This is a genomic window from Pseudomonas sp. TKO26 (assembly GCF_003225665.1).
Taxonomy (GTDB): Bacteria; Pseudomonadota; Gammaproteobacteria; order Pseudomonadales; family Pseudomonadaceae; genus Aquipseudomonas; species Aquipseudomonas saponiphila.
In genome coordinates, this window is the sequence record NZ_QKLN01000041.1 from 37,403 (window position 1) to 59,866 (window position 22,464).

The 22,464-nt window shown below is 61.0% G+C and carries 18 protein-coding genes and 4 tRNA genes; 11 read left to right on the forward strand and 11 right to left on the reverse strand.

Translation table 11 applies throughout. The annotated features are described in order from the left end of the window. The first annotated feature begins 63 nt into the window (after positions 1 to 63). The gene (locus tag DNK59_RS29695) at positions 64 to 2,982 is read left to right on the forward strand and encodes a DUF748 domain-containing protein (protein WP_110725615.1); all 2,919 of its coding nucleotides are present in this window, start codon (positions 64 to 66) and stop codon (positions 2,980 to 2,982) included. Positions 2,983 to 3,166: 184 nt separating this feature from the next. On the opposite strand, the gene DNK59_RS29700 is transcribed toward DNK59_RS29695, so the two are convergent. Beyond that, a complete protein-coding gene (locus tag DNK59_RS29700; protein WP_092310002.1) occupies positions 3,167 to 3,523 on the reverse strand; it encodes a BON domain-containing protein in 357 nt (118 codons plus the stop codon). A 241-nt stretch (positions 3,524 to 3,764) separates the two neighbouring features. After that, the gene (locus DNK59_RS29705; protein WP_110725616.1) at positions 3,765 to 4,181 is read right to left on the reverse strand and encodes a pilin; all 417 of its coding nucleotides are present in this window, start codon (positions 4,179 to 4,181) and stop codon (positions 3,765 to 3,767) included. A 249-nt stretch (positions 4,182 to 4,430) separates the two neighbouring features. On the opposite strand from DNK59_RS29705, the gene DNK59_RS29710 reads away from it, so the two are divergent. The 4 genes from DNK59_RS29710 to yacG are packed head-to-tail and all read left to right on the forward strand — an operon-like array spanning position 4,431 to position 7,343. Then, complete coding sequence (locus DNK59_RS29710) at positions 4,431 to 5,648, forward strand: type II secretion system F family protein (RefSeq protein WP_110725617.1); 1,218 nt, start codon at positions 4,431 to 4,433, stop codon at positions 5,646 to 5,648. A gap of 2 nt (positions 5,649 to 5,650) precedes the next feature. Further along, on the forward strand, positions 5,651 to 6,523 hold the full coding sequence (locus DNK59_RS29715) for an A24 family peptidase (protein ID WP_110725618.1): 873 nt from the start codon (positions 5,651 to 5,653) through the stop codon (positions 6,521 to 6,523). Beyond that, positions 6,520 to 7,143: a dephospho-CoA kinase gene (gene coaE, locus DNK59_RS29720; protein WP_092309990.1), complete on the forward strand. Its 624-nt coding sequence runs from the start codon at positions 6,520 to 6,522 to the stop codon at positions 7,141 to 7,143. The genes DNK59_RS29715 and coaE overlap by 4 nt, the downstream gene beginning before the upstream one ends. Further along, positions 7,140 to 7,343, forward strand: coding sequence for a DNA gyrase inhibitor YacG (yacG, locus tag DNK59_RS29725; RefSeq protein ID WP_092309987.1), 204 nt, complete (start codon positions 7,140 to 7,142; stop codon positions 7,341 to 7,343). The genes coaE and yacG overlap by 4 nt, the downstream gene beginning before the upstream one ends. Before the next feature lie 19 nt (positions 7,344 to 7,362). On the opposite strand, the gene DNK59_RS29730 is transcribed toward yacG, so the two are convergent. The 3 genes from DNK59_RS29730 to DNK59_RS29740 all read right to left on the reverse strand — a co-directional run bounded on the left by DNK59_RS29730 (position 7,363) and on the right by DNK59_RS29740 (position 8,795). After that, positions 7,363 to 7,578 carry a hypothetical protein gene (locus DNK59_RS29730; RefSeq protein ID WP_016968161.1) on the reverse strand — a complete coding sequence of 72 codons (216 nt, stop codon included), beginning with the start codon at positions 7,576 to 7,578 and terminating at the stop codon, positions 7,363 to 7,365. Positions 7,579 to 7,641: 63 nt separating this feature from the next. Next, complete coding sequence (locus DNK59_RS29735; RefSeq protein ID WP_110725619.1) at positions 7,642 to 8,331, reverse strand: energy-coupling factor ABC transporter permease; 690 nt, start codon at positions 8,329 to 8,331, stop codon at positions 7,642 to 7,644. Beyond that, positions 8,328 to 8,795, reverse strand: coding sequence for an FAD/FMN-containing dehydrogenase (locus tag DNK59_RS29740; RefSeq protein WP_110725620.1), 468 nt, complete (start codon positions 8,793 to 8,795; stop codon positions 8,328 to 8,330). The genes DNK59_RS29735 and DNK59_RS29740 overlap by 4 nt, the downstream gene beginning before the upstream one ends. Positions 8,796 to 8,941: 146 nt before the next feature. Here DNK59_RS29740 and DNK59_RS29745 point away from each other — a divergent pair, with 146 nt between their 5' ends. The 4 genes from DNK59_RS29745 (at position 8,942) to DNK59_RS29760 (ending at position 12,743) form a co-directional block, all read left to right on the forward strand. Then, positions 8,942 to 9,571, forward strand: a complete 630-nt coding sequence (locus DNK59_RS29745) for a DUF1780 domain-containing protein (RefSeq protein WP_092309981.1) — start codon at positions 8,942 to 8,944, stop codon at positions 9,569 to 9,571. A gap of 187 nt (positions 9,572 to 9,758) precedes the next feature. Next, positions 9,759 to 9,932, forward strand: a complete 174-nt coding sequence (locus DNK59_RS29750; RefSeq protein ID WP_092309978.1) for a DUF3094 family protein — start codon at positions 9,759 to 9,761, stop codon at positions 9,930 to 9,932. A 60-nt stretch (positions 9,933 to 9,992) separates the two neighbouring features. Further along, positions 9,993 to 11,291 (forward strand): NAD(P)/FAD-dependent oxidoreductase, encoded by a 1,299-nt coding sequence (locus DNK59_RS29755; RefSeq protein WP_110725621.1) that lies wholly within the window; start codon positions 9,993 to 9,995, stop codon positions 11,289 to 11,291. Positions 11,292 to 11,531: 240 nt separating this feature from the next. Next, positions 11,532 to 12,743: a M24 family metallopeptidase gene (locus DNK59_RS29760; RefSeq protein WP_110725622.1), complete on the forward strand. Its 1,212-nt coding sequence runs from the start codon at positions 11,532 to 11,534 to the stop codon at positions 12,741 to 12,743. A 340-nt stretch (positions 12,744 to 13,083) separates the two neighbouring features. On the opposite strand, the gene DNK59_RS29765 is transcribed toward DNK59_RS29760, so the two are convergent. After that, a complete protein-coding gene (locus DNK59_RS29765) occupies positions 13,084 to 13,713 on the reverse strand; it encodes a response regulator transcription factor (protein ID WP_092309971.1) in 630 nt (209 codons plus the stop codon). 329 nt (positions 13,714 to 14,042) lie between these two features. Here DNK59_RS29765 and DNK59_RS29770 point away from each other — a divergent pair, with 329 nt between their 5' ends. Then, positions 14,043 to 15,218, forward strand: a complete 1,176-nt coding sequence (locus tag DNK59_RS29770; RefSeq protein ID WP_092309968.1) for an EAL domain-containing protein — start codon at positions 14,043 to 14,045, stop codon at positions 15,216 to 15,218. A 122-nt stretch (positions 15,219 to 15,340) separates the two neighbouring features. After that, entirely contained in the window at positions 15,341 to 18,991 is a 3,651-nt protein-coding gene (locus DNK59_RS29775) for a transporter substrate-binding domain-containing protein (RefSeq protein ID WP_110725623.1), read from the forward strand. 96 nt (positions 18,992 to 19,087) lie between these two features. On the opposite strand, the gene DNK59_RS29780 is transcribed toward DNK59_RS29775, so the two are convergent. The 5 genes from DNK59_RS29780 to clpB all read right to left on the reverse strand — a co-directional run bounded on the left by DNK59_RS29780 (position 19,088) and on the right by clpB (position 22,360). Then, positions 19,088 to 19,164, reverse strand: a tRNA-Pro gene (locus tag DNK59_RS29780). A 93-nt stretch (positions 19,165 to 19,257) separates the two neighbouring features. Next, positions 19,258 to 19,333 (reverse strand) — tRNA-Lys (locus DNK59_RS29785). Between the two features lie 5 nt (positions 19,334 to 19,338). Continuing rightward, positions 19,339 to 19,415: transfer RNA gene (locus DNK59_RS29790), tRNA-Pro, on the reverse strand. Between the two features lie 9 nt (positions 19,416 to 19,424). Next, positions 19,425 to 19,500 (reverse strand) — tRNA-Asn (locus DNK59_RS29795). A 295-nt stretch (positions 19,501 to 19,795) separates the two neighbouring features. Further along, positions 19,796 to 22,360, reverse strand: a complete 2,565-nt coding sequence (gene clpB / locus DNK59_RS29800; protein ID WP_092309962.1) for an ATP-dependent chaperone ClpB — start codon at positions 22,358 to 22,360, stop codon at positions 19,796 to 19,798. Positions 22,361 to 22,464: the final 104 nt, after the last annotated feature.

The window sequence follows — 22,464 nt, forward strand, 5'->3', positions numbered from 1 at the left end:
TTCGGAACCGTAAACGCGTGCCATACTCCAAGGCACTTCCGAGTCAGATAGATGAAGCCTCGCATGACCAAAGGATTGATTCGCGCTCTTTGCGCCTTGTTGACCGCTCTCGCCCTTTACAGTCTGCTGGGCTTTCTGATTCTGCCGGGCATTGCCTTGCGGGTGGCCAATCAGCAACTGGCCAATTACGCCACGACCCCAGCCCATATCCAACGCATCGAACTCAACCCCTTCAGCCTGGAGCTGACCGTCTGGGGCCTGAGCATCGGCGAGCCGGGCAAGGAGCAGGTGGCCTTCGAGCGCCTCTACGCCAACCTGCAACTGGACAGTCTGTGGACCCGCGCCCTGCACCTGGCAGATGTCGAACTGGACCAGCCCAAGACCGAAATCCTCTTTGACAAGGACGGCAAGCTCAACCTCCTGGCGCTGTTCAAGCTGCCCGCCAGCGAGCCGACCCCGAGCGATCCCAACGCCAAACCGTTTCCGGTACGCATCGAGCGCATCAAGCTGGCCGGCGGCTACCTGCACTTTCAGGATCTGCGCCCCAGCGAGCCCATCGAGTTCATCTACAACAAGCTCGATTTCGAACTGAAGAACCTCAGCACCCTGCCGGACGACAGCGCCGACATGACCCTGGTCGCTACTGGGCCAGAAGGCGGACAGATCGACTGGAGCGGCAACTTCAGCGTCATCCCGCTGACTTCCGAAGGCACTCTGAAAGTCAGCGACGGCAAGATGAAAGCCTGGTGGCCCTACGTGCGCGACGCAGTGCCACTGGTACTGGAAGACGGGGTGGTCAACCTCAGCACCCACTACAAATTCAGCCTGGCCAAGGAAACCGAGCTGCTGCTGGACAACACCTCCATCAGCGTCGCGCCCTTCGCCATCAAGGCTCCGGATGGACGGCCACTGGCGCGCCTGGAGCGCCTGGAGGTGAGCGAAACCAGCGTGGACCTGGCCAAGCAGCAGGTGATCGTTGGCAAGATCCGCAGCCAGAAGCTGGAAACCTGGGCCGCCCTTGAAGCCGATGGCCAGCTCGACTGGCAAAACCTCTTTGCCAGCCAACCCGCCAAGCCAGCCCCCAAGCCACAACCGGCCGCCGCCGATTCCCCCAAGGTGGCTGCAACACCCAGCAAGCCCTGGCAGGTGCTGCTCAAGGATGTAGAGCTGCGCAATTACCAGGTGCACCTGGCCGATCGCAAGGCCAAGCCGGCCGTGGCCCTGGATGTGGGCCCGCTGAACCTCGACCTGAAGAACTTCGACAGCCTCAACCAGTCGCCTTTTACCCTCAAGCTCGATACCGGCCTGGGCAAGCAAGGCAAGGTCAGCGCCAGTGGCGAGGTCAATCTCAACCCCATCACCGCCAAGCTCAAGGTGCAGACCAAGGACATCGACCTGCGGATCGCCCAGTCCTACATCAGCCCCTTCATTCGTCTGGAATTGCGTAGTGGCATGCTCGGCAGCGACCTGGCCGTAGACCTGAAGAAAGTCGAGCCGCTGACGTTCAGCATCACCGGCCGTGCCGAAGTGGATCAGTTGCACACCCTGGACACCCTCAAGACCCGCGACTTCGTCAAATGGAAGCAGGTGGTGGTCGAAGGTCTGAACTATCAGCACGGTGACAGCCTGAGCATCAGCCGGGTCAACCTGATGCAGCCCTATGCGCGCTTCATCATCAACGATGACCGCACCACCAACATCGACGACCTGCTGATTCCACAACCGGCAGGCGCGGGCGGAAAACCCTCGGGCAAGTCCGCCCCCGGCTCCAGCAAGCCACTGGGTATTCACATTGGTGAAATCGCCATCAATGATGGTTCGGCCAACTTCGCCGACCTGAGCCTGACACCCAACTTCGCCACTGCCATCCAGCAGCTAAACGGCCATGTCGGCACCATCGACAGCCGCCAGGCCAAGCCAGCGGACGTGGACGTCAAGGGCAAGGTCGACCGCTACGCGCCGGTGACCATCAAGGGCAGCGTCAACCCGTTTGATCCAATGGCCGCCCTGGATATCGCCACCAGCTTCAAACGGGTGGAGTTGACCACCCTGACCCCCTACTCCGGCAAGTTCGCGGGCTTCCGCATTCGCAAGGGTCGGCTCAACCTCGACCTGCACTACATGATCACCAAGGGCCAACTCAAGGCCGAGAACAAGCTGGTGGTCGAGCAGTTGCAGTTGGGCGAGAAGGTCGACAGCCCGGATGCCGTGGACCTGCCGATCCGTCTAGCCGTGGCGTTGCTCAAGGACACCGACGGCAAGATTTCCATCGAATTGCCGATCTCCGGCGACTTGAACAACCCGCAGTTCAGCGTCATGCCTATCGTCTGGCAGACCTTGCGCAATCTGGTACTGCGCGCGGCCGAAGCACCCTTCAAGTTCATCGGCGGCCTGATCTCCGGCGGCGGCTCGGAAGACTTGAGCAACGTCTCCTTCGCTCCCGGTTCCAGCGAACTGAGCAAGGAGTCGGAATCGACCTTGACCACCCTGGCCAAGGCCCTCAAGGAACGTCCGACCCTGCGCCTGGAAATCGAAGGCACCAGCGCCCAGAGCAGCGACGGTCCATTGATCGCCGAACAGCGCCTGGAGCGGGAATACCAGTACAACTACTACAAGATCCTCCAGCGACGCGGCGACAAGGTTCCGGCCCAGGCGTCCCTGCTGCAAGTTCCCGAAGGCGAGAAGACGCCGTTGCTGGAAGGCATCTACCGTACCCGCCTGAAACAACAGCCTCCGGCAGAATGGGAGCAGCTCAGCCGCGACGAACGCAGCGCCAAGCTGCGTGAAGGTCTGATCAAGTTCTGGAGCGGCAGCGAGGTGTTGCTGCGCCAACTGGGCCAGGAACGGGCCAGCAGCATCAAGGACTTCCTGGTGGACAAGGGCCAGTTGGCCGACGACCGCGTTTATTTCATCGATGCCAACCTGGGCCAGGCCGAGAGCGACGGCAAGGTGGTCACGCCGCTGCATCTGGACAGCGAATAAGCTGCGCCCCACCATCGGGTCCGCAACAAGCCCCCCACAATAGAACAGGCCCCGACACGCAGTGCCGGGGCCTGTAATGATCACATCCTTGTGATCTTCCGCATGAACCCATGAAAGAAGCGGCAGACCTGTAACTGGGTCCGTCTACCGCTTCCTCTCCCTGTCCAGGCGAGAAGCTGGAGTCTTACTCGGCTTTCAGGCCGTCAGCGGAGACTGCCTTGACGCCTTTGATTTTCTTGGTGATTGCCACTGCAGTGGCCTTCTGCGATTCGGTGATCGCGACGGTGGACGACAGCGACACCACGCCCTTGTTGGTTTCGACCTTGATGTCGGTGCCAGGAATGCCTTTCTCGGTAACCAGATCACTTTTCACTTTGGTGGTGATCCAGGTATCGGAGGTCACCTCTTTGGCCTTGGTCACTTCACCGGCAGCCACAACCATGGGCGACTGGGTGCTTTGAGTAGTCTGCGCAAAAGCTGCGTTAGCCATGGTCAGGGTCAGAGCGGTAGCAGTTGCGGCAGCGATAGCAAACTTCTTCATACGAATAACTCCTGTTCTTTGAGAAAGCCTGCTCCAGGTCCTGGCAGCAGGGTTACCGGGGATATTGCAGGTGCTATGCCAAGTTCAGTCGACAAAAATATTTGTTATAAAACAATGACTTATATAAAAACCAAAAAAGCGACAGCATGCAAAATGCACGACCGCTCAAAAGTCTGCATGCAAGTTGCGGTTTTTTCCCTGAGCGATCCGGGTGGCCCGCGCCCAAACGCCAGGTCAGGCTTCAAGCGTCCTCCGCCATGCAGCCCTTGGGCGCATAATCGGCCTCCACCGTGGTGCTGCAGGTCCATCCGGAAGCCGCCGTGCGGGTCAGCAGCAGGGTCTTGTTCAGCACCGCTCCGGGGGCATTGAGGAGGGTGCAACCAATGCTCCCTTCACCTGAGGCCGCGCTACCAGCGGCGCTCATCCGGCAGTTGGCGGTCTGGGCCGTGCCTCCAATCAGGGCCAGGGTCGGGTCGGTCCCCTGGTTCAGCAGGTCCTCGACATTCACCCTGAGCGCCGAGATCTCGGCCAACGCGGCAATCACCTTGGCCCGGGCCTGATACTGGGCGTACAGCGGCATCGCCACCATGGCGAGAACGCCAATGATGGCCACCACCACGAGTAATTCGATCAGGGTAAAAGCGGATTGATGTTTCATGGATTTGCCTCCTGGCAACAATGCTCTGTGGATCGTCAGCAAGACCTGAAGCATTCCCTGTGCCAGGGCCCGCCCCTCGGAATACGTGGGCTGTAGAGGTGATAGCCCTTGGCCTTGAGCGCAAGAAGTCGCACAAACTGACAAATTTCGTCACCTCATGACCCTGCTCGGCAGTTGCCCCGCAGCTAGGCTTCAACAGGTGCGGCCGGCCCGCGCGACCAAAATCCTCCCCTGCCCAAGGATCCAAGCATGGCGGCAAAAGCTCACACGACCAGTGTCTATGTCTGGCATGGCATCGACGGCCAGGGCCAGGTGATGCGCGGCGAACTGAGCGCTGCCAATCCGCTACTGATCAGGGCCCTGCTGCGCAAGCAGGGCATCACCCCGACCCGGGTGCGCCGCAAGCCAAGGGCCTGGCCCCGACTGGGCCAAGGGATCAGCCCCCGGGAGATCGCCCTGTTCACTCGCCAACTGGCCACGTTGATGCAGGCAGGTGTACCGCTGCTGCAGGCCTTCGACATCATTGCCGACAGCTTTGAACAGCCCCTGATGCGCCAGCTGCTGGCCAGCCTCAAGCGCGAAATCGAGGCCGGTTCCAGCCTGGCGACCGCACTGCGCCAGCATCCACGCCACTTCGATGCGCTGTACTGCAATCTGGTGGACGCCGGCGAGCAGGCCGGGGCCCTGGACACGCTGCTGGAGCGTGTCGCGACCCACAAGGAAAAGAGCGAAAGCCTCAAGGCCCGGGTCAAGCAAGCCATGGTCTATCCGCTGGCGGTGATCGGAGTGGCAGTCATCGTCAGCAGCATCCTGTTGCTCAAAGTGGTGCCCCAGTTCCAGAGCCTGTTCGCCGGGTTCGACGCCGAGCTGCCGCCGCTCACTCAATGGGTGATCAACCTCTCGCACCTGCTCCAGCGCCACGGTGGACTCTTGCTCGCCGCCAGCCTGCTGGTCGGCGTCGGTCTGATCCAGGCCTATCGACGCTCGGCGCGCCTGCGGGACAGAGTGGATTCGGGGCTGCTGAGCTTGCCCCTGGCCGGCCCACTGATGCAAAAATCCGCCGTGGCGCGCTATGCCCGGACCCTGGCTACCACCTTCGCTTCCGGGGTGCCGCTGGTGCAGGCTCTGGATTCGGTGGCCAGAGCCAGCGGCAATGGGGTGTTCCAGCAAGCGGTGGAGCGCATTCGCCAGCAGGTGGCCAGCGGCATGCAACTGCACTTTGCCATGCGCGCCAGCGGCGTCTTCCCTGGCATGGCGGTGCAGATGACCGCCATCGGGGAAGAGTCGGGAACCCTGGACCACTTGCTGGAAAAGGTCGCGAGCCACTATGAAGTCGAGGTGGACCACCTGGTGGACAGCCTGACCCGTCTCATGGAGCCGTTGATCATGGTGCTTCTGGGCAGTATCGTCGGCGCCCTGGTGGTGGCCATGTACCTGCCTGTCTTTCAACTCGGTACAGCGATCTGAACATGTCCTTGACTGAAGTCCTGACCCTCTACCCCCTGGCTTTCGTATCGGCCGCCCTGATCCTGGGGCTGCTGGTCGGCAGCTTTCTCAATGTGCTGGTGTGGCGCCTGCCGAAGATGCTCGAACGCGACTGGCGAGCACAGGCCCACGAAGTGCTGGGGTTGCCCCCGGAGCCTGCGGGTGCGCCCTATAACCTGCTGCTGCCCCACTCCCAGTGCCCGCATTGCGCACAGCCAATCCGCCCCTGGGAGAACATTCCCCTGCTCAGTTACCTGTGTCTGCGGGGCCGTTGCCGCCATTGCAAGGCCGCCATCAGCCCCCGCTACCCGCTGACCGAGCTGGCCTGCGGGTTGATCTCGGCCTTCGTTGCCTGGCACTTCGGCTTCGGCTGGCAGGCGGGCCTGCTGCTGATCTTCAGCTGGGGGCTGATCGCCATGAGCCTGATCGATGCCGACCACCAGCTACTGCCCGACGTGCTGGTATTGCCGTTGCTGTGGCTGGGACTGATCGCCAACAGCTTCGGGCTGCTGGTCAGCCTGGGCGATGCCCTGTGGGGGGCGGTGCTGGGTTACCTGAGCCTGTGGTCGGTGTTCTGGCTGTTCAAGCTGCTGACCGGCAAGGACGGTATGGGGCACGGCGACTTCAAGCTGCTGGCGATGCTGGGAGCCTGGGGCGGCTGGCAGGTGCTGCCGCTGACCCTGCTCCTCTCCTCACTGGTGGGCGCCATCGTCGGCACCCTCATGCTGCGCCTGAACCGGGACAAAATCTCGACGCCGATCCCCTTTGGCCCCTTTCTGGCCATTGCCGGCTGGATTGCCTTGCTCTGGAGTGGTCAAATGACCGACTTCTATCTGCAGGCTGTCGGCTTACAATGACTCGCTCCCCTCACACACCCTGGACCCTTGGCCTGACCGGCGGCATCGGCAGTGGCAAAAGCGCTGCCGCCCAGCATTTCATCGACCTGGGCGTGCATGTGATCGATGCCGATCACGCCGCACGCTGGGTGGTGGAACCCGGGCGCCCGGCCCTGGAACAGATTGCCCGCCACTTCGGCCAGGGCGTGCTACAGGCCGATGGCCAACTGGATCGCGCCGCGTTGCGCAAGTTGATCTTCGAGATCCCCGAGCAACGGCGCTGGCTGGAAGCGCTGCTGCATCCGCTGATCGCCGAGGAGATCGCCACGCATCTGGCCCGCGCCGAATCGCCCTACGCGATCCTGGTGTCACCGCTGTTGATCGAGTCGGGCCAGTCACGGATGACCCAGCGGATCCTGGTGATCGATGTGCCGCAACAGTTGCAGATTGAACGCACCCTGCAACGGGACCGGACCAGCGAACAGCAGGTCCGGGCGATTCTCCAGGCCCAGGCCAGCCGGGAGGAGCGTCTGCGTCACGCCGACGATGTGCTGGTCAACGACCGCGACCAGGCCTGGTTGCGCAGCGAAGTCGAGCGCCTGCATCACTTTTACTTAACTTTGCGTGGAGGCCAGTCATGAGCCAACCCCTGACCGTCGAATGCCCTACTTGTGGCGCCCCCGTGGAATGGACCGCGGCCAGCACCCATCGGCCGTTCTGTTCCGACCGTTGCAAACTGATTGATCTGGGGGCCTGGGCCGCCGAGGAACACAAGATCCCGGTGAGCCCGGATGCCGAGGACGAACTGTTCTCGGAAGAACTGCCGCCCCGCGCGCACTGAGTGCTCAAACCGTCGCCGGTCAGGGCCGCATGAAACTGTAGTCCTGATCGTCGTCGAGGTTCTCCGCGAGGAACTGCAACTCGTCTGCCAGATCCTCGATGCTGCGCACGCTCTTGCTCTGCTGTACCACCGCACTGAGCAACGCCCGCAGGCTCAAGCCTGGTTCAAACCCTTCCTGCTGGGCACTGTGCAGGCTGTCGCGCACTTCCTGCCGGGCCCACTGATAGACACTCATGACCGCACTCCTGGGATTTTTGCCGAGCATGCAGCGGCCCCCCAGGCTTGGCGTTGATATGGATCAAGAGCGCGGATCCTCGTCTTTCCAGGGTGCCGAGAGGTAACGGGTGCGATTGAAGGTTTCCAGCCATTCCGGGCAAAACACCACCAGGGCACTGATCACCATGCCGTTGATGAACGCCTCGGGAAAGATGATCAGCCACAGGTAACCGACGAAGTCCTCCAGCCACTCGGGCATGGCGAAACGCTCGTCGAACCACAACAGGCCCAGCGCGCAGAGCAGGCACAGAAGCGCCGACAAGGCTGCGGCGAAGAAGCCCGAACAAAAGATATAGACGAAGGGATTGCGCGGCTGGGCGCGCTCCACCAGCAAGGCGCAGGCTTCGGTAACCGCCACCGGCAGCAGGATCAGCAAGACCCCGTTGACCCCCAATGCCGCCAGATCCTGCCGGCCCAGGGCCAGCAGCCCCAGTTGCGCGATCAAGCCCCCCACGATCGCCAATGGCCAATCCAGCAGCAGGGTCACCGCGGTCATGCCAATGAAGTGATAGGACACGCCAGTGTCGAAGTCCCGACGCACCAGCCACAGCAGAAACAGGGCAAACACCGTACCGAACAGCAGATGCTGGCGGCGGCTGTCGGTGAACAGCTCGACCCACGGCGCCCGCAATACCGCCCAGGCCAGCACCGGGACATACAGGAGCCAGCCGATGCTCAGGCTTTCCGGCGACAGCAGCGCCGCGCTGATCATGGCCGGACGTACTCCAGCGCCGCCTTCAACTGCTCAACCGTGGCGAACTCTTGCCGAGACACCAGTTGGCCATCCTGCAATTGCAACCACAGGACCTTGTCCTCGGCAGCGGGGTAACGCGAGGCCACGCGCCCTTCCCGATCGAGCATCACCCGGTAGGGATAGTCACGCATGGCAGGCACCGCGAACATCTTGGCGATCAGCGCCGGCATGCGCTGGATGTCCGCGACAAAGACCCCATGACGCGCCTGCAGATAATCCTTGGGCTTGTCCTTGAGCGCACCGTTCACCACCTTGGCCGCATCCATACCGCGAGCCACCAGCAGGAACCGCGCCTGGGAGTCGAGGCTGTAGGCCTGATCGAATTGATCCAGCAAGGTCCAGGGGGCCAGACGCTCACCGATTTCCTGGGCCTGGGCCCACAAAGGCAACAGGCTCAGCAACAGAATTGACCAGAGTTTCACTGCAGGCTCCTAAATCGAGGGGGAGGACGGCAAACAGTCTACACCGCCCTTGGCCGTGCTCCAGCAAGCGCGCCTCCGGCCCCGGGGCCAAGGTTTTTCCGCAAGCTTGCTGCTAAAGGTCATATTTGGGCGCTAAGCTTGAAGCTATGGATGACTCAGATTTTTTGCGCCTGCTTACCATCCAGGCCGAACAAGCCAACGCGTTCCTGTCCAATGCCCGCAAATGGGAGCGTGAGCGTTGGGTCTGCCAGCGCCTGCTGCAAGGCCTGAACATTCCCTATCGCAATGACGAATTCACTGCCGCCGGACAAGAGCCGCCAGATGTGCTGTTTCGCGAAGCCAGCTTCGAGGTGTTCTTCGTCCTCGATGAGGGCCGCCGTCTCAACGACGAATGGCGCGACGAACTGCAGCGGCGGCGCAGTGCGTTTTCCCTGAGCCAGCTGGTGCGCCGCGAAGCCAAGCCCAAGCGTATCCCGGCCAACGAACTGCTGCTGCGCCTGGCACCGACCCTGCGCAAGAAGGCTCACAACTACAAGGAACGCGGGATGAACCTCGGCGAGCTGGACATCATTGCCTTCGCCGCGCTGAAACGTGAGGTGCTGGATCTGAACAGCCACTTCCCGCCGCCCACCGAATACCTGCGCCAGGGCTGGCGCTCACTGTCGCTGGTGGGGCCGACCTTCGCCCGGGTGCTGTTTGCCCATCCCGATGCACCGGAGTTCCTGCGCAGCAATCTGGGGCGCAGCATCCTCTTCGACGTCGGCATCAGTTTGTAGCGGTCGTCAATCCGCCCTGCGTGGGCATGGCGCATTACCCCTCGGCAATGGTAAAAAAGCGTCCTGCCTGCCAACGCAGGGACCTCGTCATCGCCCCCGCATGGCAGCGGCTATGCTCGACTCATGCCCAATTGCATTGCGCTGTAACATTCCCCTGTGTTGCGACGTCTACCTGACGAGGCCCTTTATGAGCAGCCGCCTGAACCCCGACGACCAACGCCATGTCGAAGAATATCTGCAACTGCCCCAGCACCGAGTCGAGCGCCGGCCCTTCCGGCCGTGGATGCTCCTCGTGGTGGTGGTTGCGGTGACCGTCGCCCTCGGCCTGTTGAGCCGTTTCATCAGTTACCTGACGCTATGAGCTGCCTTGCGCTCGCTCGGTTGACTGCACCGATTTCTTTTAGCCTTGCGAGATATCCCCATGACTCATCGTATTGTCATCGTTGGCGGCGGCGCCGGCGGCCTGGAGTTGGCGACCCGCCTGGGTAAGACTCTGGGCAAGCGCGGCACCGCCAGTGTGATGCTGGTGGACGCCAACCTGACCCATATCTGGAAGCCCCTGCTGCATGAAGTGGCCGCCGGTTCGCTGAACTCCTCCGAAGACGAACTCAACTACGTCGCCCAAGCCAAATGGAACCACTTCGAGTTCCAGCTGGGGCGCATGAGCGGGCTCGATCGCCAACGCAAGCGAATCCAGCTGGCGGCGACCTATGACGAAGCCGGCGTGGAGCTGCTGCCGGCCCGGGAGCTGGGCTACGACACCCTGGTGATTGCCGTGGGCAGTACCACCAACGACTTCGGCACCCAGGGCGCGGCCCAGCACTGCCTGTTCCTCGACACGCGCAAGCAGGCCGAACGTTTCCACCAGCAGTTGCTCAACCACTACCTGCGGGCCCACGCCGGGCAGACCGATGCCGTGGAACAGATCAGCGTGGCCATCGTCGGCGCCGGAGCCACCGGCGTGGAACTGGCCGCCGAACTGCATAACGCGGCCCATGAGCTGGCGGCCTATGGCCTGGATCGTATCCAGCCGGAAAACATGCACATCACCCTGATCGAAGCCGGACCACGGGTGCTCCCGGCCCTGCCCGAGCGCATCAGCGGCCCGGTGCACAAGACCCTGGAGAAGCTCGGAGTGAAGGTGCTGACCAATGCCGCGGTCAGCGAAGTGACTGCCGAGAGCCTGATCACCGCCGATGGCCAGACCATTCCCGCCAGCCTCAAGGTATGGGCGGCAGGCATTCGCGCACCGGGTTTTCTCAAGGACATCGACGGCCTGGAAACCAACCGCATCAATCAGCTTCAGGTGCTGCCCACCTTGCAGACCACCCGCGACGAAAACATCTTCGCCTTCGGTGACTGCGCCGCCTGCCCGCAACCGGGCAGCGACCGCAACGTGCCGCCCAGGGCCCAGGCCGCGCACCAGCAAGCCTCCTTGCTGGCCAAGTCGCTGAAGCTGCGCATCGAAGGAAAAGACCTGCCGACCTACAAATACACCGACTACGGCTCGCTGATCTCGCTGTCACGTTTCTCGGCGGTGGGCAACCTGATGGGCAACCTCACCGGCAGCGTAATGCTCGAAGGCTGGCTGGCGCGGATGTTCTACATCTCGCTGTACCGCATGCACCAGATGGCGCTGTATGGCGTCTTCCGCACGGCGATGCTGATGCTCGGCAGCCGGATCGGACGGGGCACCGACCCACGCCTGAAGCTGCACTGAGTCCCTGACTGTCCATGTGCCCCCGCTGCGCAATGTAGCGGGGTGCCAGCCTTCGATGCTGCTCGTCCGGCTCGCCAGCGCCCTGGCCTCCAGGGGCGGCGCTCGGGCAAAACAGCGCTTGCAGTCAACCCGGGGTCGGTCCTGCACATGCTTGCCACTGGGCGATCTGCTGCAATGCAGTGTCCCGGCCCACCCGAGTGTGGCGCTACGCATCCTTCATAGCAGACAAGGACCCATGCCATGCAGATGCCCCAGACGCTTGAGTTGCACAATGGCGAAAAAGCCCCTTCCACCTTCTCTGCCGCGGAATACGCCCGGCGCCTGAGTGCCCTGCGCACTCACATGGCCCGGGAGGGACTGGACGCCGCGCTGTTCACCTCGTACCACAACATCAACTACTACGCCGATTACCTGTACTGCTCCTTTGGCCGTCAGTACGCACTGGCGGTGACCCAGGAACGCACGGTGCTGATCAGCGCCAATATCGACGACGGCCAGCCGGGTCGACGGGCGATCTGTGACGCTCAAGTGATCTATACCGACTGGCAACAAGGCAACTTCCTCGTCGCGGTCAAACAGGCCCTGCCCCGAGCTTCGCGTTTGGGACTGGAGTTCGATCAGTTGAGCCTGCCCCATTACCGCGCCCTGGCCGAACTTTATCCACAGGCGCAGTTGTTGGACATCGCCGGTCCGTGCATGAACCTGCGCATGCTCAAGTCCACCGAGGAACAAGCGCTGATCCGCCAGGGCGCGCGCATTGCCGACATAGGCGGCGCCGCCGCGATCGAGGCGCTGCATGATCAGGTGCAGGAGTACGAAGTCGCGCTGCACGCCACCCAGGCCATGGTGCGGGAAATCGCCCGCACCTTTCCCCACGCCGAATTGATGGACACCTGGACCTGGTTTCAATCCGCAATCAACACCGACGGCGCCCATAACCCGGTGACGTCGCGCCGGGTCAGTCCGGGGGAAATCCTCAGCCTCAATTGCTTCCCGATGATCGCCGGCTACTACACCGCGCTGGAGCGCACGCTGTTCCTCGGCCACTGTCCCGATGCCCACCTGCGGCTCTGGGAAATCAACGTCAAGGTGCACCAGGCCGGGTTGCAACTGATCAGGCCCGGCGCCCGCTGCAGCGAGATTGCCCGGCAGTTGAACCAGATCTACCTGGAGCATGACCTTCTGCAATACCGCACCTTCGGCTACGGCCACTCGTTCGGCATCCTCAACCACTACTACGGCCGGGAGACCGGCCTGGAGTTTCGCGAGGACGTGGACACTGTGCTGGAGCCGGACATGGTGGTGTCCATGGAGCCGATGATCCGGCTGCCCCAGGGCCTGCCTGGTGCAGGCGGCTATCGGGAGCACGACATCCTGATCGTCAATGCCCAGGGCGCGGAAAACATCACCGCTCTGCCCTTTGGACCACAGCACAATATTATCGGCGGTTGAACCAGCCTCCCTGGATCGGCACAGCCCGGATCACCACCATTGGCCCGATGTGCAATGCACGCAGGAAAAAACCGTCGCGCCTTCAGGCTTCACTGCCGGACTTGGCAGAGCGTGACGGCACTTGCCACGGCAACAAGAAGCCTCTCAAACGCCAAGAAGTATCAGTGGCCCATGCAAGATGGGCCACGAAGTTCGGTAGCACTTACGGTAAAACACCCGCAGAGCGGTTCCGGCAGATCTGAAGCCATGTACAAAGAGCGCGATAGTGTGTCGCCCATCTTCAAAGATCGAGACTCAGACAATCGAGTACAAGAATTACAACTGGCCGGCCAGATTCAATTCAGGGAATCAACGCATTGCGCTTGGCAAACTCCGCCAGACTTACTTGAGAACCCAAGCCCAGCTTCTGCAATAAACGGGTTTTATAAGTACTGACGGTCTTGTTGCTCAAGAACAGTTTTTCACCAATAGCCTTGTTCGAATAACCCTGGGCCAGATACTGCAGCACGATCATTTCCCGGTCGGTCAACAAACCTATCTGTTCGCTCTCGGACTGCTGTTGCGCGGTGGGAATGGATACATCCTGTGCCAGGGACGGGTAGAAGGTATAGCCGGCCAACACTGCATTGATGGCCACCACCAGATTGCTCAGGTCCTCCTCCTTGTTGACGAATCCACGCGCGCCCAACTGAATGCAGCGCCTGCAGAAACTCTCGACAGACTGCGAGGTCAACACCAGCACTTCGGTGGACATGCCCAGGGCCTTGATCCGTGACAGCACCTTGAGGCCGTCCAGTTTGGGAATGCCAATATCGAGGATCACCACCGCCGGTTCATGTTCACGCACCAGTTCCAGCGCATCCAGTCCATTGTCTGTTTCGGCCACAACCCGCATGTTGTTTTTTTCCAGCAAGACCTTAACGGCGAGCCGGACAACAGGATGATCGTCAACTATCAATACGCTGTGCATGTTGTCACTTCACCTTAGAAACCTGCCTGAGGGCAGGCCTTGTCGCTCGGAAGATAAACGCAATCGCACCTCGATCAGATGCAACTTTCGTATCTGCATAAACACTATTGCCACGGAGGCATTGCTTGCGCGATGCCCTGTTGATTCCCGGGAAATTTCAGATTCCTGGCAAATAAGCAACGATACAAGAGGTTAATCACTTCTCCCAAAGGAATCAGACAGTCTGATTTTTCACTAGGAAATTTCCCACCATACATGGGGATTTGCCTTATGGCTCCCGATCCAGATTGTTAAGCAAGATGGCCGGCAAATAATGAAGCGAGCCGGAAATGCAACATTTGAATGTTCTGGTTCTGGAAGATGAACCGCTGCAACGCCTGGTCACCGTGACGGCCTTGAAAAAAGTGATGTCGGGGCCGGTGCATCAGGCCGCCAGCGGCAGCGAAGCCCTGGCGCTGCTGGAGAACAGCGAGAAAATGGACATCGCCATCTGCGACTTGAAGATGTCCGGCATGGATGGTCTGGCCTTCCTGCGTAAAGCCAGCCAAAGCGGCAAGTTGCACTCGGTCATCCTCTGCAGCCAGATCGATTCGATCTTGCGCCACACCACCGTGTCCATGATCAAGCGCCTGGGTTTCAACTTCCTCGGTGACCTGGGCAAGCCCTTCGATCTGGAGCGGCTGACCACGCTACTGAAACGCCACCAGGCCCAGCGCCCCGGACTGAGCGAGGCCCCGGAACAATCCAGGCTACCGGCCCTGAAGGATGTCCTTCGAGGCCTGGACAACGGCGAGTTCGAACCTTATTACCAACCCAAGGTCGCCCTCGAAGACGCGTCGCTGCTGGGGGTGGAAGTACTGGCTCGCTGGAATCACCCCCAACTGGGCGTCCTGCCGCCCTCGCACTTTCTGTGCCTCATGGAACACCACCACCTGCTGGACCGCCTGTTCTGGCAGTTATTCGATCAGGGTCTGGCTCTGCGCCGCAAATTGGCGGAGAAAGGCACCGCCCTGGGGTTTTCCTTCAACCTGCACCCATCGCAACTGGTGTCCCAGACCCTGACCGAATCCATTGCCTCGTTGCTCACGCTGTTTCAGGTGCCGAGCGCCAGCATCACTTTCGAGATCACCGAAACCAGCCTGATCAGCGCTCCCGCCATCAGCCTGGAAAACCTGGTGCGCCTGCGAGTGATGGGGTGCGGCCTGGCCATGGACGATTTCGGCGCCGGCTACGCCAGCCTGGATCGCCTGTGTGAACTGCCCTTCAGCCAGATCAAGCTCGATGGCGCCTTCGTGCGCAAGATGGGGCATCAACCCAGGAGCAACGCGGTCATCAGCTACACCGTAGCGCTGGCTCGCTCGCTGGGCATGTCATTGATCATCGAAGGGGTGGAAACCCGCGAGCAGCAGGAGCGCCTGCTGACGCTGGGGTGCGAAACCGCCCAGGGTTTTCTGTTCGCGCGTCCCATGCCGGAAAATCACTTCATCGCCTATTGCACCCGCTAGCTCCCCACGACAGCCGTTCAAGGTGGCGACCCATGGCCCCACTTCATGTACCGTCCGCCCCGCGCGCATTGCGCTACGACTCCCGGCTCAAGCCCTCCTGCCCTCCTACTTTCGACGCGATCATGCATTCACGATTTATCTGGCTGTTTTTCTGCTTGGCGCTCACCGCTGTGCAACCGGCAGCGGCCGAGCCCGCGACAGTGCCCAATACCCTGCACAGCACGGTTCACCTCGACCACCACGATCTGGCCCTGGAGGATGAAGACTGGCATTGGCTGCGCCACAAGTCCGCGTTGAAAATCGGTGCCGTCGCCACCGAGTCGGCACCGTTCAATGTCAGTTACAACGACAACTACTACGAAGGCATTTCCGCCGACGTCAGTGCCTTGATCGGGCAGATGCTCGGGATACGCATCAAGGTCGTGCCCTTTGCCACCCGGGACGCCGCCTTGCAGGCCTTGCAGGCCGCCGACATCGATCTGCTGGGCAGCTACAGTTCGGAGCCAGCCAGTACCGATCCCCTCAGGTTCAGCCGCCCCTTCGCCGAGGGTCGCCTGGCGCTGTTCAGCCGCAACAACAACCTGAGGCCGGCACCCGCCGACCTGGCCGGGCTGCGGCTAGCCGTCCCCCAGGAGCACAGCGCCGAACTGCTGTCACGCTTCCCCCTCGCCCACCTGATGATCTACCCCACCCCTGACGAAGCCATCGCCGCGGCGGCCTTCGGCCATGCCGACATGTACCTGGACGATGTGCTCAGCGCCTATTTCCGTATCAATCGCTCCTACTACAGCTACCTCAAGTTCGAACGTTTCGCTGAGTTTTCCGAGGGTGGCTATGGCTTTGCACTCAAGGGGGACAACCAGCGCCTGCAGCGCATCGTCGACCAGTGCATCGAAGCCATTGGCCGGGAAAAACTCATCAGCCTCAGTCGCCGCTGGGTAGGCAGCGGCTTCATTCCAACGGACGAGAAGGTGGCCCTGACGCCAGAGGAATCGCGCTGGATCGCCCGCAATCCGGTGGTCCGCCTGGTGATCAACGACGACCTGGCACCTGTGGCCTTTTTTGACGCCAACGGCATTTTCTCCGGAGTCACCGCCGAACTGCTGGAGCTGATTGCCCAACGCACCGGCCTGCGTTTCCAGGTGACCGCCCGCAACGGTAGCTACCCGGAACAGGTTGAAGCCCTGCGTAAATCTGAAGCGGACCTGGCCATCATGACCGCCAGCGCGCAACGCGAGAACAATCTGCGCTTCACCCGGCCCTTTCTGAGCAGCCCCTTTGTCCTCGTCACCCAAACCGACAAGAACGGCAGGGCACTGCCTGCCGGAGAACTGGTCGGCAAGCGCCTGGCCATACCGAGCGGCCATGTCACGTTGCAACAGGTGCGCGAGCTGTATCCACGAACCCGGGTGATCGAAGCCGGTGCCTCGCTGGACGCCATGAACATGGTCTATGAAGGCAGCGCGGATGCTGCGGTGGTATCCCTACCGGCCTCGCGTTATTACATTGTCCGTCTGTTTCAGAACCGCCTGGCCGTCGCCGACCTGATTCATACCACCCAGGCCACCGCCAACTTTGCCGTGCGCCGCAGCGACTCGGAACTGCAATCCATCCTCGACAAGGCCCTGCTCAGCCTACCCGCGGACGACCTGAACGCCATCGCCAGCCACTGGCGCTCGCCCCCGGGGATGAGCAGCCAAACCTGGCGCGACTACGCCCTGATGATCGCCGAGATCATCGCCGGAGCCTCGCTGCTGCTCCTGCTGTCACTGGCCTGGGTCTTCTCCTTGCGTCGTCGGGTCAAGGCCGAGCAAACCCTCAACGACCAATTGCGCTTTATCGAAACGCTGGCGGAAAACATGCCGCCTGCGCTCTATATCCGCGATATGGACGGCAACATGCTGTCCTGCAACCGCAGTTACCTGGAGAGCGTCGGGCTGCGCGCCGAAGAGGTGCTGAACCGCACCGTGCAGCAACTGCCGCCCGAGCACTTTGCGGCGGAACCCGATCTGCATCAGAACTACCTGCAGGCAATCAACGACGGCCAGACCATCACCTCGGTCTATGCGGTGAAGCTGCAGGGCAAGGAGGTCTGGATCGAGCACTGGATTCAGCCGTTCAAGGATGCCAATGGCATTACCAAAGGCGTGATCTGTGGCTGGCTGGACATCACCAAGCATCGCCATCTGGTTCAGGAGCTGAAGGAAGCCAAGAACCTCGCGGACGAGGCCAGCCGGGCCAAGACCACATTCCTGGCCACCATGAGCCATGAAATCCGCACGCCGATGAACGCGATCATCGGCATTCTGGAACTGGCGCTCAAACGCGCCGACAGCGACAGGATCGAACGCTCCAGCATTGAAATTGCCTACAGCTCGGCGCACAGCCTGCTGGAGCTGATCGGCGACATTCTTGATATCGCCCGTATCGAGTCGGGGCGCCTGAGTCTCTCGCCCAAACGGGCCAACCTGCGTGAACTGGTGGAGTCGGTGGCGCGGGTGTTCGAGGGGTTGGCCCGACAGAAATGCCTGAGCCTGATCCTCGAAATCGACTCCAGCATCAACGGCGATGTACTGGTGGACGGCCTGCGTTTCAAGCAGATCCTGTCCAATCTGGTGAGCAACGCCATCAAATTCACCGAAGCCGGGTTTATCAAGGTGAGCATCGGCGGCGAACTGCTGGACAACGCGACGCTGCGAGTGCGGCTCTGTGTCGAGGACTCGGGGATCGGCATCTCGCCCTGCAGCCAGCAGCGTCTGTTCCAGCCTTTCGCCCAGGTTGAGCGCAACGTGCAGAACATCGAAGGCACGGGCCTGGGCCTGGTGATTTGCCGTTCCCTGTGCGAAATGATGGGGGGCCAGGTGTCGATGAGCAGCGCCGTGGGGCAAGGCACCCGCGTGGATGTGGAGTTGCGCCTGCAGACGCTGGAGCGCGTGGCCGCCGCCGAGCGCCTGCCTGCGGTCAACAAGCGTCACATGTACCGCTTGCAGATCCTGGTGGTGGACGATCATCCGGTGAACCGCCAGGTCCTGCAGCAGCAACTGTGCTTCCTCGGCCATGACGTGTTCGAGGCGCAAGACGGTCTGGAGGCTCTGCACATCTGGCGCGAGCAGGACTTCGACGTGATCATCACCGACTGCCACATGCCCATCATGAACGGGGCCGAGATGACCCGGGCGATTCGCCAGGATGAACGGGACAACGCCGCAGAGCCGATGATGATCATCGGCCTGACCGCTGACGCCCAGCAGGAGGAAGTGGAACGCTGCATCCAGGCGGGAATGAACGACTGCCTGATCAAGCCCATCAGCCTGGACGAGCTGGAGGAACGCCTGCTGGCCATGGGACAGGCCGATGAGGGCGAACACGAAAGCCTCGCCAGTCCGAAGTCCGCCAGCCCCCGCTCCTCCCGGGTATTCGATCTGGAGTCCTTGCATACCCTGGTGGGCAGCGAACCGACCATGCTGCAGCACATCCTGAGTGAGTTGCTGAGCAACAACCGCGTGGACATGCAAAGCCTCGATGCCTTGTTCCAGGAACAGGCGACCGTGGAACTGGCAGAGCTGGCGCACCGCATCAAGGGCGCTGCGCGAGTGGTCAAGGGTGAACAATTGGTCGAGAGCTGTCGCCAGCTGGAAGACGCATGCCTGAGTCCTGAGCTGTCTCTGGAGGCGGTCAGGGAGTGCATAGAGCAGGTGAAACAGGCGATCGTGACCCTGGAGGGGCGTCTGCTGGAACAGCGCAGGGTCTGGGAGGAGTTGCCCGTCGAATGAGGCAGGGGGCGCAGCTTCCTCCTGCCGCCCCGGGGCATTACGTTTTTGCAGACAAACGAAAAAGGGCACCTTGGAAGGTGCCCTTTATCGTGAATATGGTCGGGGTAAGGGGATTCGAACTCCTGACATCCTGCTCCCAAAGCAGGCGCGCTACCGGACTGCGCTATACCCCGGTAAAAAAAAGGCACCTTTAAAAGGCGCCTTCTGCGAACAGAGCTTTTGGCGTCTGATCTTAAGATTCGATTCCAGCGAACTGGTCTCAAAAATGGTGGGTCGTGTGGGATTCGAACCTACGACCAATTGGTTAAAAGCCAACTGCTCTACCAACTGAGCTAACGACCCAAAAATGGTCGGGGTAAGGGGATTCGAACTCCTGACATCCTGCTCCCAAAGCAGGCGCGCTACCGGACTGCGCTATACCCCGGTTTGAAATTGGCTCCGTGACCAGGACTCGAACCTGGGACCCAATGATTAACAGTCATTTGCTCTACCGACTGAGCTATCACGGAACTACATATTTCAAGTTACAACTCTTTACTTCATCCTCTTTGGCTGTCCCGTATCGCTACGTTCATGCCTCCGAGGCGCGCTATTTTACAATCTTCAAACTACCTGTCAACCCCTTAAATTGCTTTTAAGACAATGATTTGCGACTTCATTGCCGGTTTCTTCTACATCAGAAAAAACCTAGGGGGGTGACTGACTGCGGGGCGCACTTTACAAGCCTTTTCCTTACAGTTCAACACCCTAGTGAAAAAAAGGCCTCGCCAGGCGAGGCCTTTTTACTCACCGGCCATCCAAGGCTCAGGCAAAGACGATTTCGTCGTCCTGCACCGAGGCGGTGACTGTGGCGCCTGGCAGGAAGCCACCGGACAGGATCAACTGGGCCAGCGGGTTCTCGATCCAGCGCTGAATCGCCCGCTTCAACGGCCGCGCGCCATACACCGGGTCGTAACCCACGGCTATCAGCTTGTCCAAGGCCTCGTCGCTCAGCACCAGGCTCAGCTCGCGCTCTGCCAGACGGCTGCGCAGACGCCCCAGCTGGATCTGCGTGATGCCAGCGATCTGATCCCGCGCCAGAGGCTCGAAGATCACCACTTCGTCGACCCGGTTGATGAATTCAGGCCGGAAGTGGGTGGACACCGCATCCATCACCGCTGCCCGCTGTGCTTCACGGTCCCCTACCAACTCCTGGATCTGTGCCGAGCCCAGGTTGGAAGTCATGACGATCACCGTGTTGCGGAAGTCCACGGTACGTCCGTGGCTGTCCGTCAGACGACCATCTTCCAGCACCTGCAGCAGGATGTTGAACACATCCGGGTGCGCCTTCTCGACTTCGTCCAGCAGGATCACCGAGTACGGCTTGCGACGCACGGCTTCGGTCAGGTAGCCGCCCTCTTCATAACCGACATAGCCCGGTGGCGCACCGATCAGGCGAGCCACGGAATGTTTCTCCATGAACTCGGACATATCGATCCGCACCATGGCCTCTTCGGTGTCGAAGAGAAATTCCGCCAGGGCCTTGCACAGCTCGGTCTTACCCACACCGGTCGGGCCGAGGAACATGAACGAGCCGCTGGGCCGGTTCGGGTCGGACAACCCGGCTCGGGAACGGCGCACCGCATTGGCCACCGCCACCACGGCCTCGTTCTGGCCGATCACCCGCTGATGCAACAGGCTTTCCATCTTCAATAGCTTGTCGCGCTCGCCTTCGAGCATTTTCGACACCGGGATGCCGGTCCACTTGGACACCACTTCGGCAATTTCTTCCTCGGTGACCTTGCTACGCAGCAACTGGTTTTCGCTCTGGCCGTGCTGGTCGACCATCTGCAGGCTTCGCTCCAGATCGGGAATCACCCCGTACTGCAGTTCGGCCATACGATTGAGGTCGCCTTTACGCCGGGCAGCTTCCAGCTCCTGACGCGACTGCTCGATCTTCTGCTGGATCTGTGCGGAACCCTGCACTTCGGCTTTCTCCGAGGTCCAGACTTCTTCGAGGTCAGCGTATTCGCGCTCCAGACGGACAATCTCTTCCTGGAGTTTTTCCAGGCGTTTGATCGCCGCCTCATCGTCTTCTTTCTTCAAGGCCTGGGATTCAACCTTGAGCTGAATCAGGCGCCGCTCTAGGCGGTCCAGCACTTCCGGCTTGGAATCGATCTCCATGCGGATGCGACTGGCGGCCTCGTCGATCAGGTCGATGGCCTTATCCGGCAGTTGCCGGTCAGTGATGTAACGATGGCTGAGCTTGGCCGCGGCAATGATCGCGCCGTCGGTGATCGCTACCTTGTGGTGCACCTCGTAGCGCTCTTTCAGGCCCCGCAGGATGGCAATGGTGTCTTCCTCGCTCGGCTCGTCCACCAGCACTTTCTGGAAGCGCCGTTCGAGGGCTGCATCCTTCTCTATATATTGGCGGTACTCGTTGAGCGTGGTGGCACCCACACAGTGCAACTCGCCGCGGGCCAGCGCCGGCTTGAGCATATTGCCCGCATCCATGGAGCCTTCGCCCTTGCCGGCGCCGACCATGGTATGCAACTCATCGATGAACAGAATGATCTGCCCTTCCTGCTTCGACAGTTCATTGAGCAGGGATTTCAGGCGTTCTTCGAACTCGCCACGGTATTTGGCGCCAGCGATCAATGCCCCCATGTCCAGGGACAGCAGGCGCTTGCCTTTCAGGCCATCGGGCACTTCGCCATTGATGATCCGCTGGGCCAGGCCTTCGGCAATCGCGGTTTTACCCACGCCGGGCTCGCCAATCAGCACCGGGTTGTTCTTGGTCCGGCGCTGCAGCACCTGGATGGTCCGGCGAATTTCATCGTCACGGCCAATCACCGGATCGAGCTTGCCCTCTTCGGCGCGCTTGGTCAGGTCAACGGTGTATTTATCCAGGGCCTGACGCGACTCCTCGACGTTGGCGTCATTCACCGCCTCGCCGCCGCGCAGGTTGTTGATGGCGTTCTCCAGAGCCTTCTTGCTCACACCCTGGCCCAGCAGCAGTTTGCCGAGCTTGCTGTTTTCATCCATGGCCGCCAGCAGCACCAGCTCACTGGAAATGAACTGATCGCCTTTCTGCTGCGCCAGGCGATCGGCCTGGTTGAGCAGGCGCGCCAGATCCTGGGACATGTTGACGTCGCCAGTGGGGTTCTGGATTTTCGGCAGTTTATCGAGCTCTTTGCTCAGCTCCTTGCGCAGGCTGTTGACGTCGAAGCCCACCTGCATCAGCAAGGGCTTGATCGAACCGCCCTGCTGTTCAAGCAGCGCCTGCATCAGGTGCGCTGGCTCGATGGCCGGATGATCCAGGCCAACCGCCAGAGATTGAGAATCGGATAAGGCCAGCTGAAGCTTGCTGGTTAATCGGTCTATACGCATTAGTCACCTTCCTTTTGAGCAGGCCGGAGCGATGGACACACCTAAATAGAGAAACCTGCCAGATGTTTCTCTAGATGCGGTCGATTCTGGGAGATTCAAGCGCC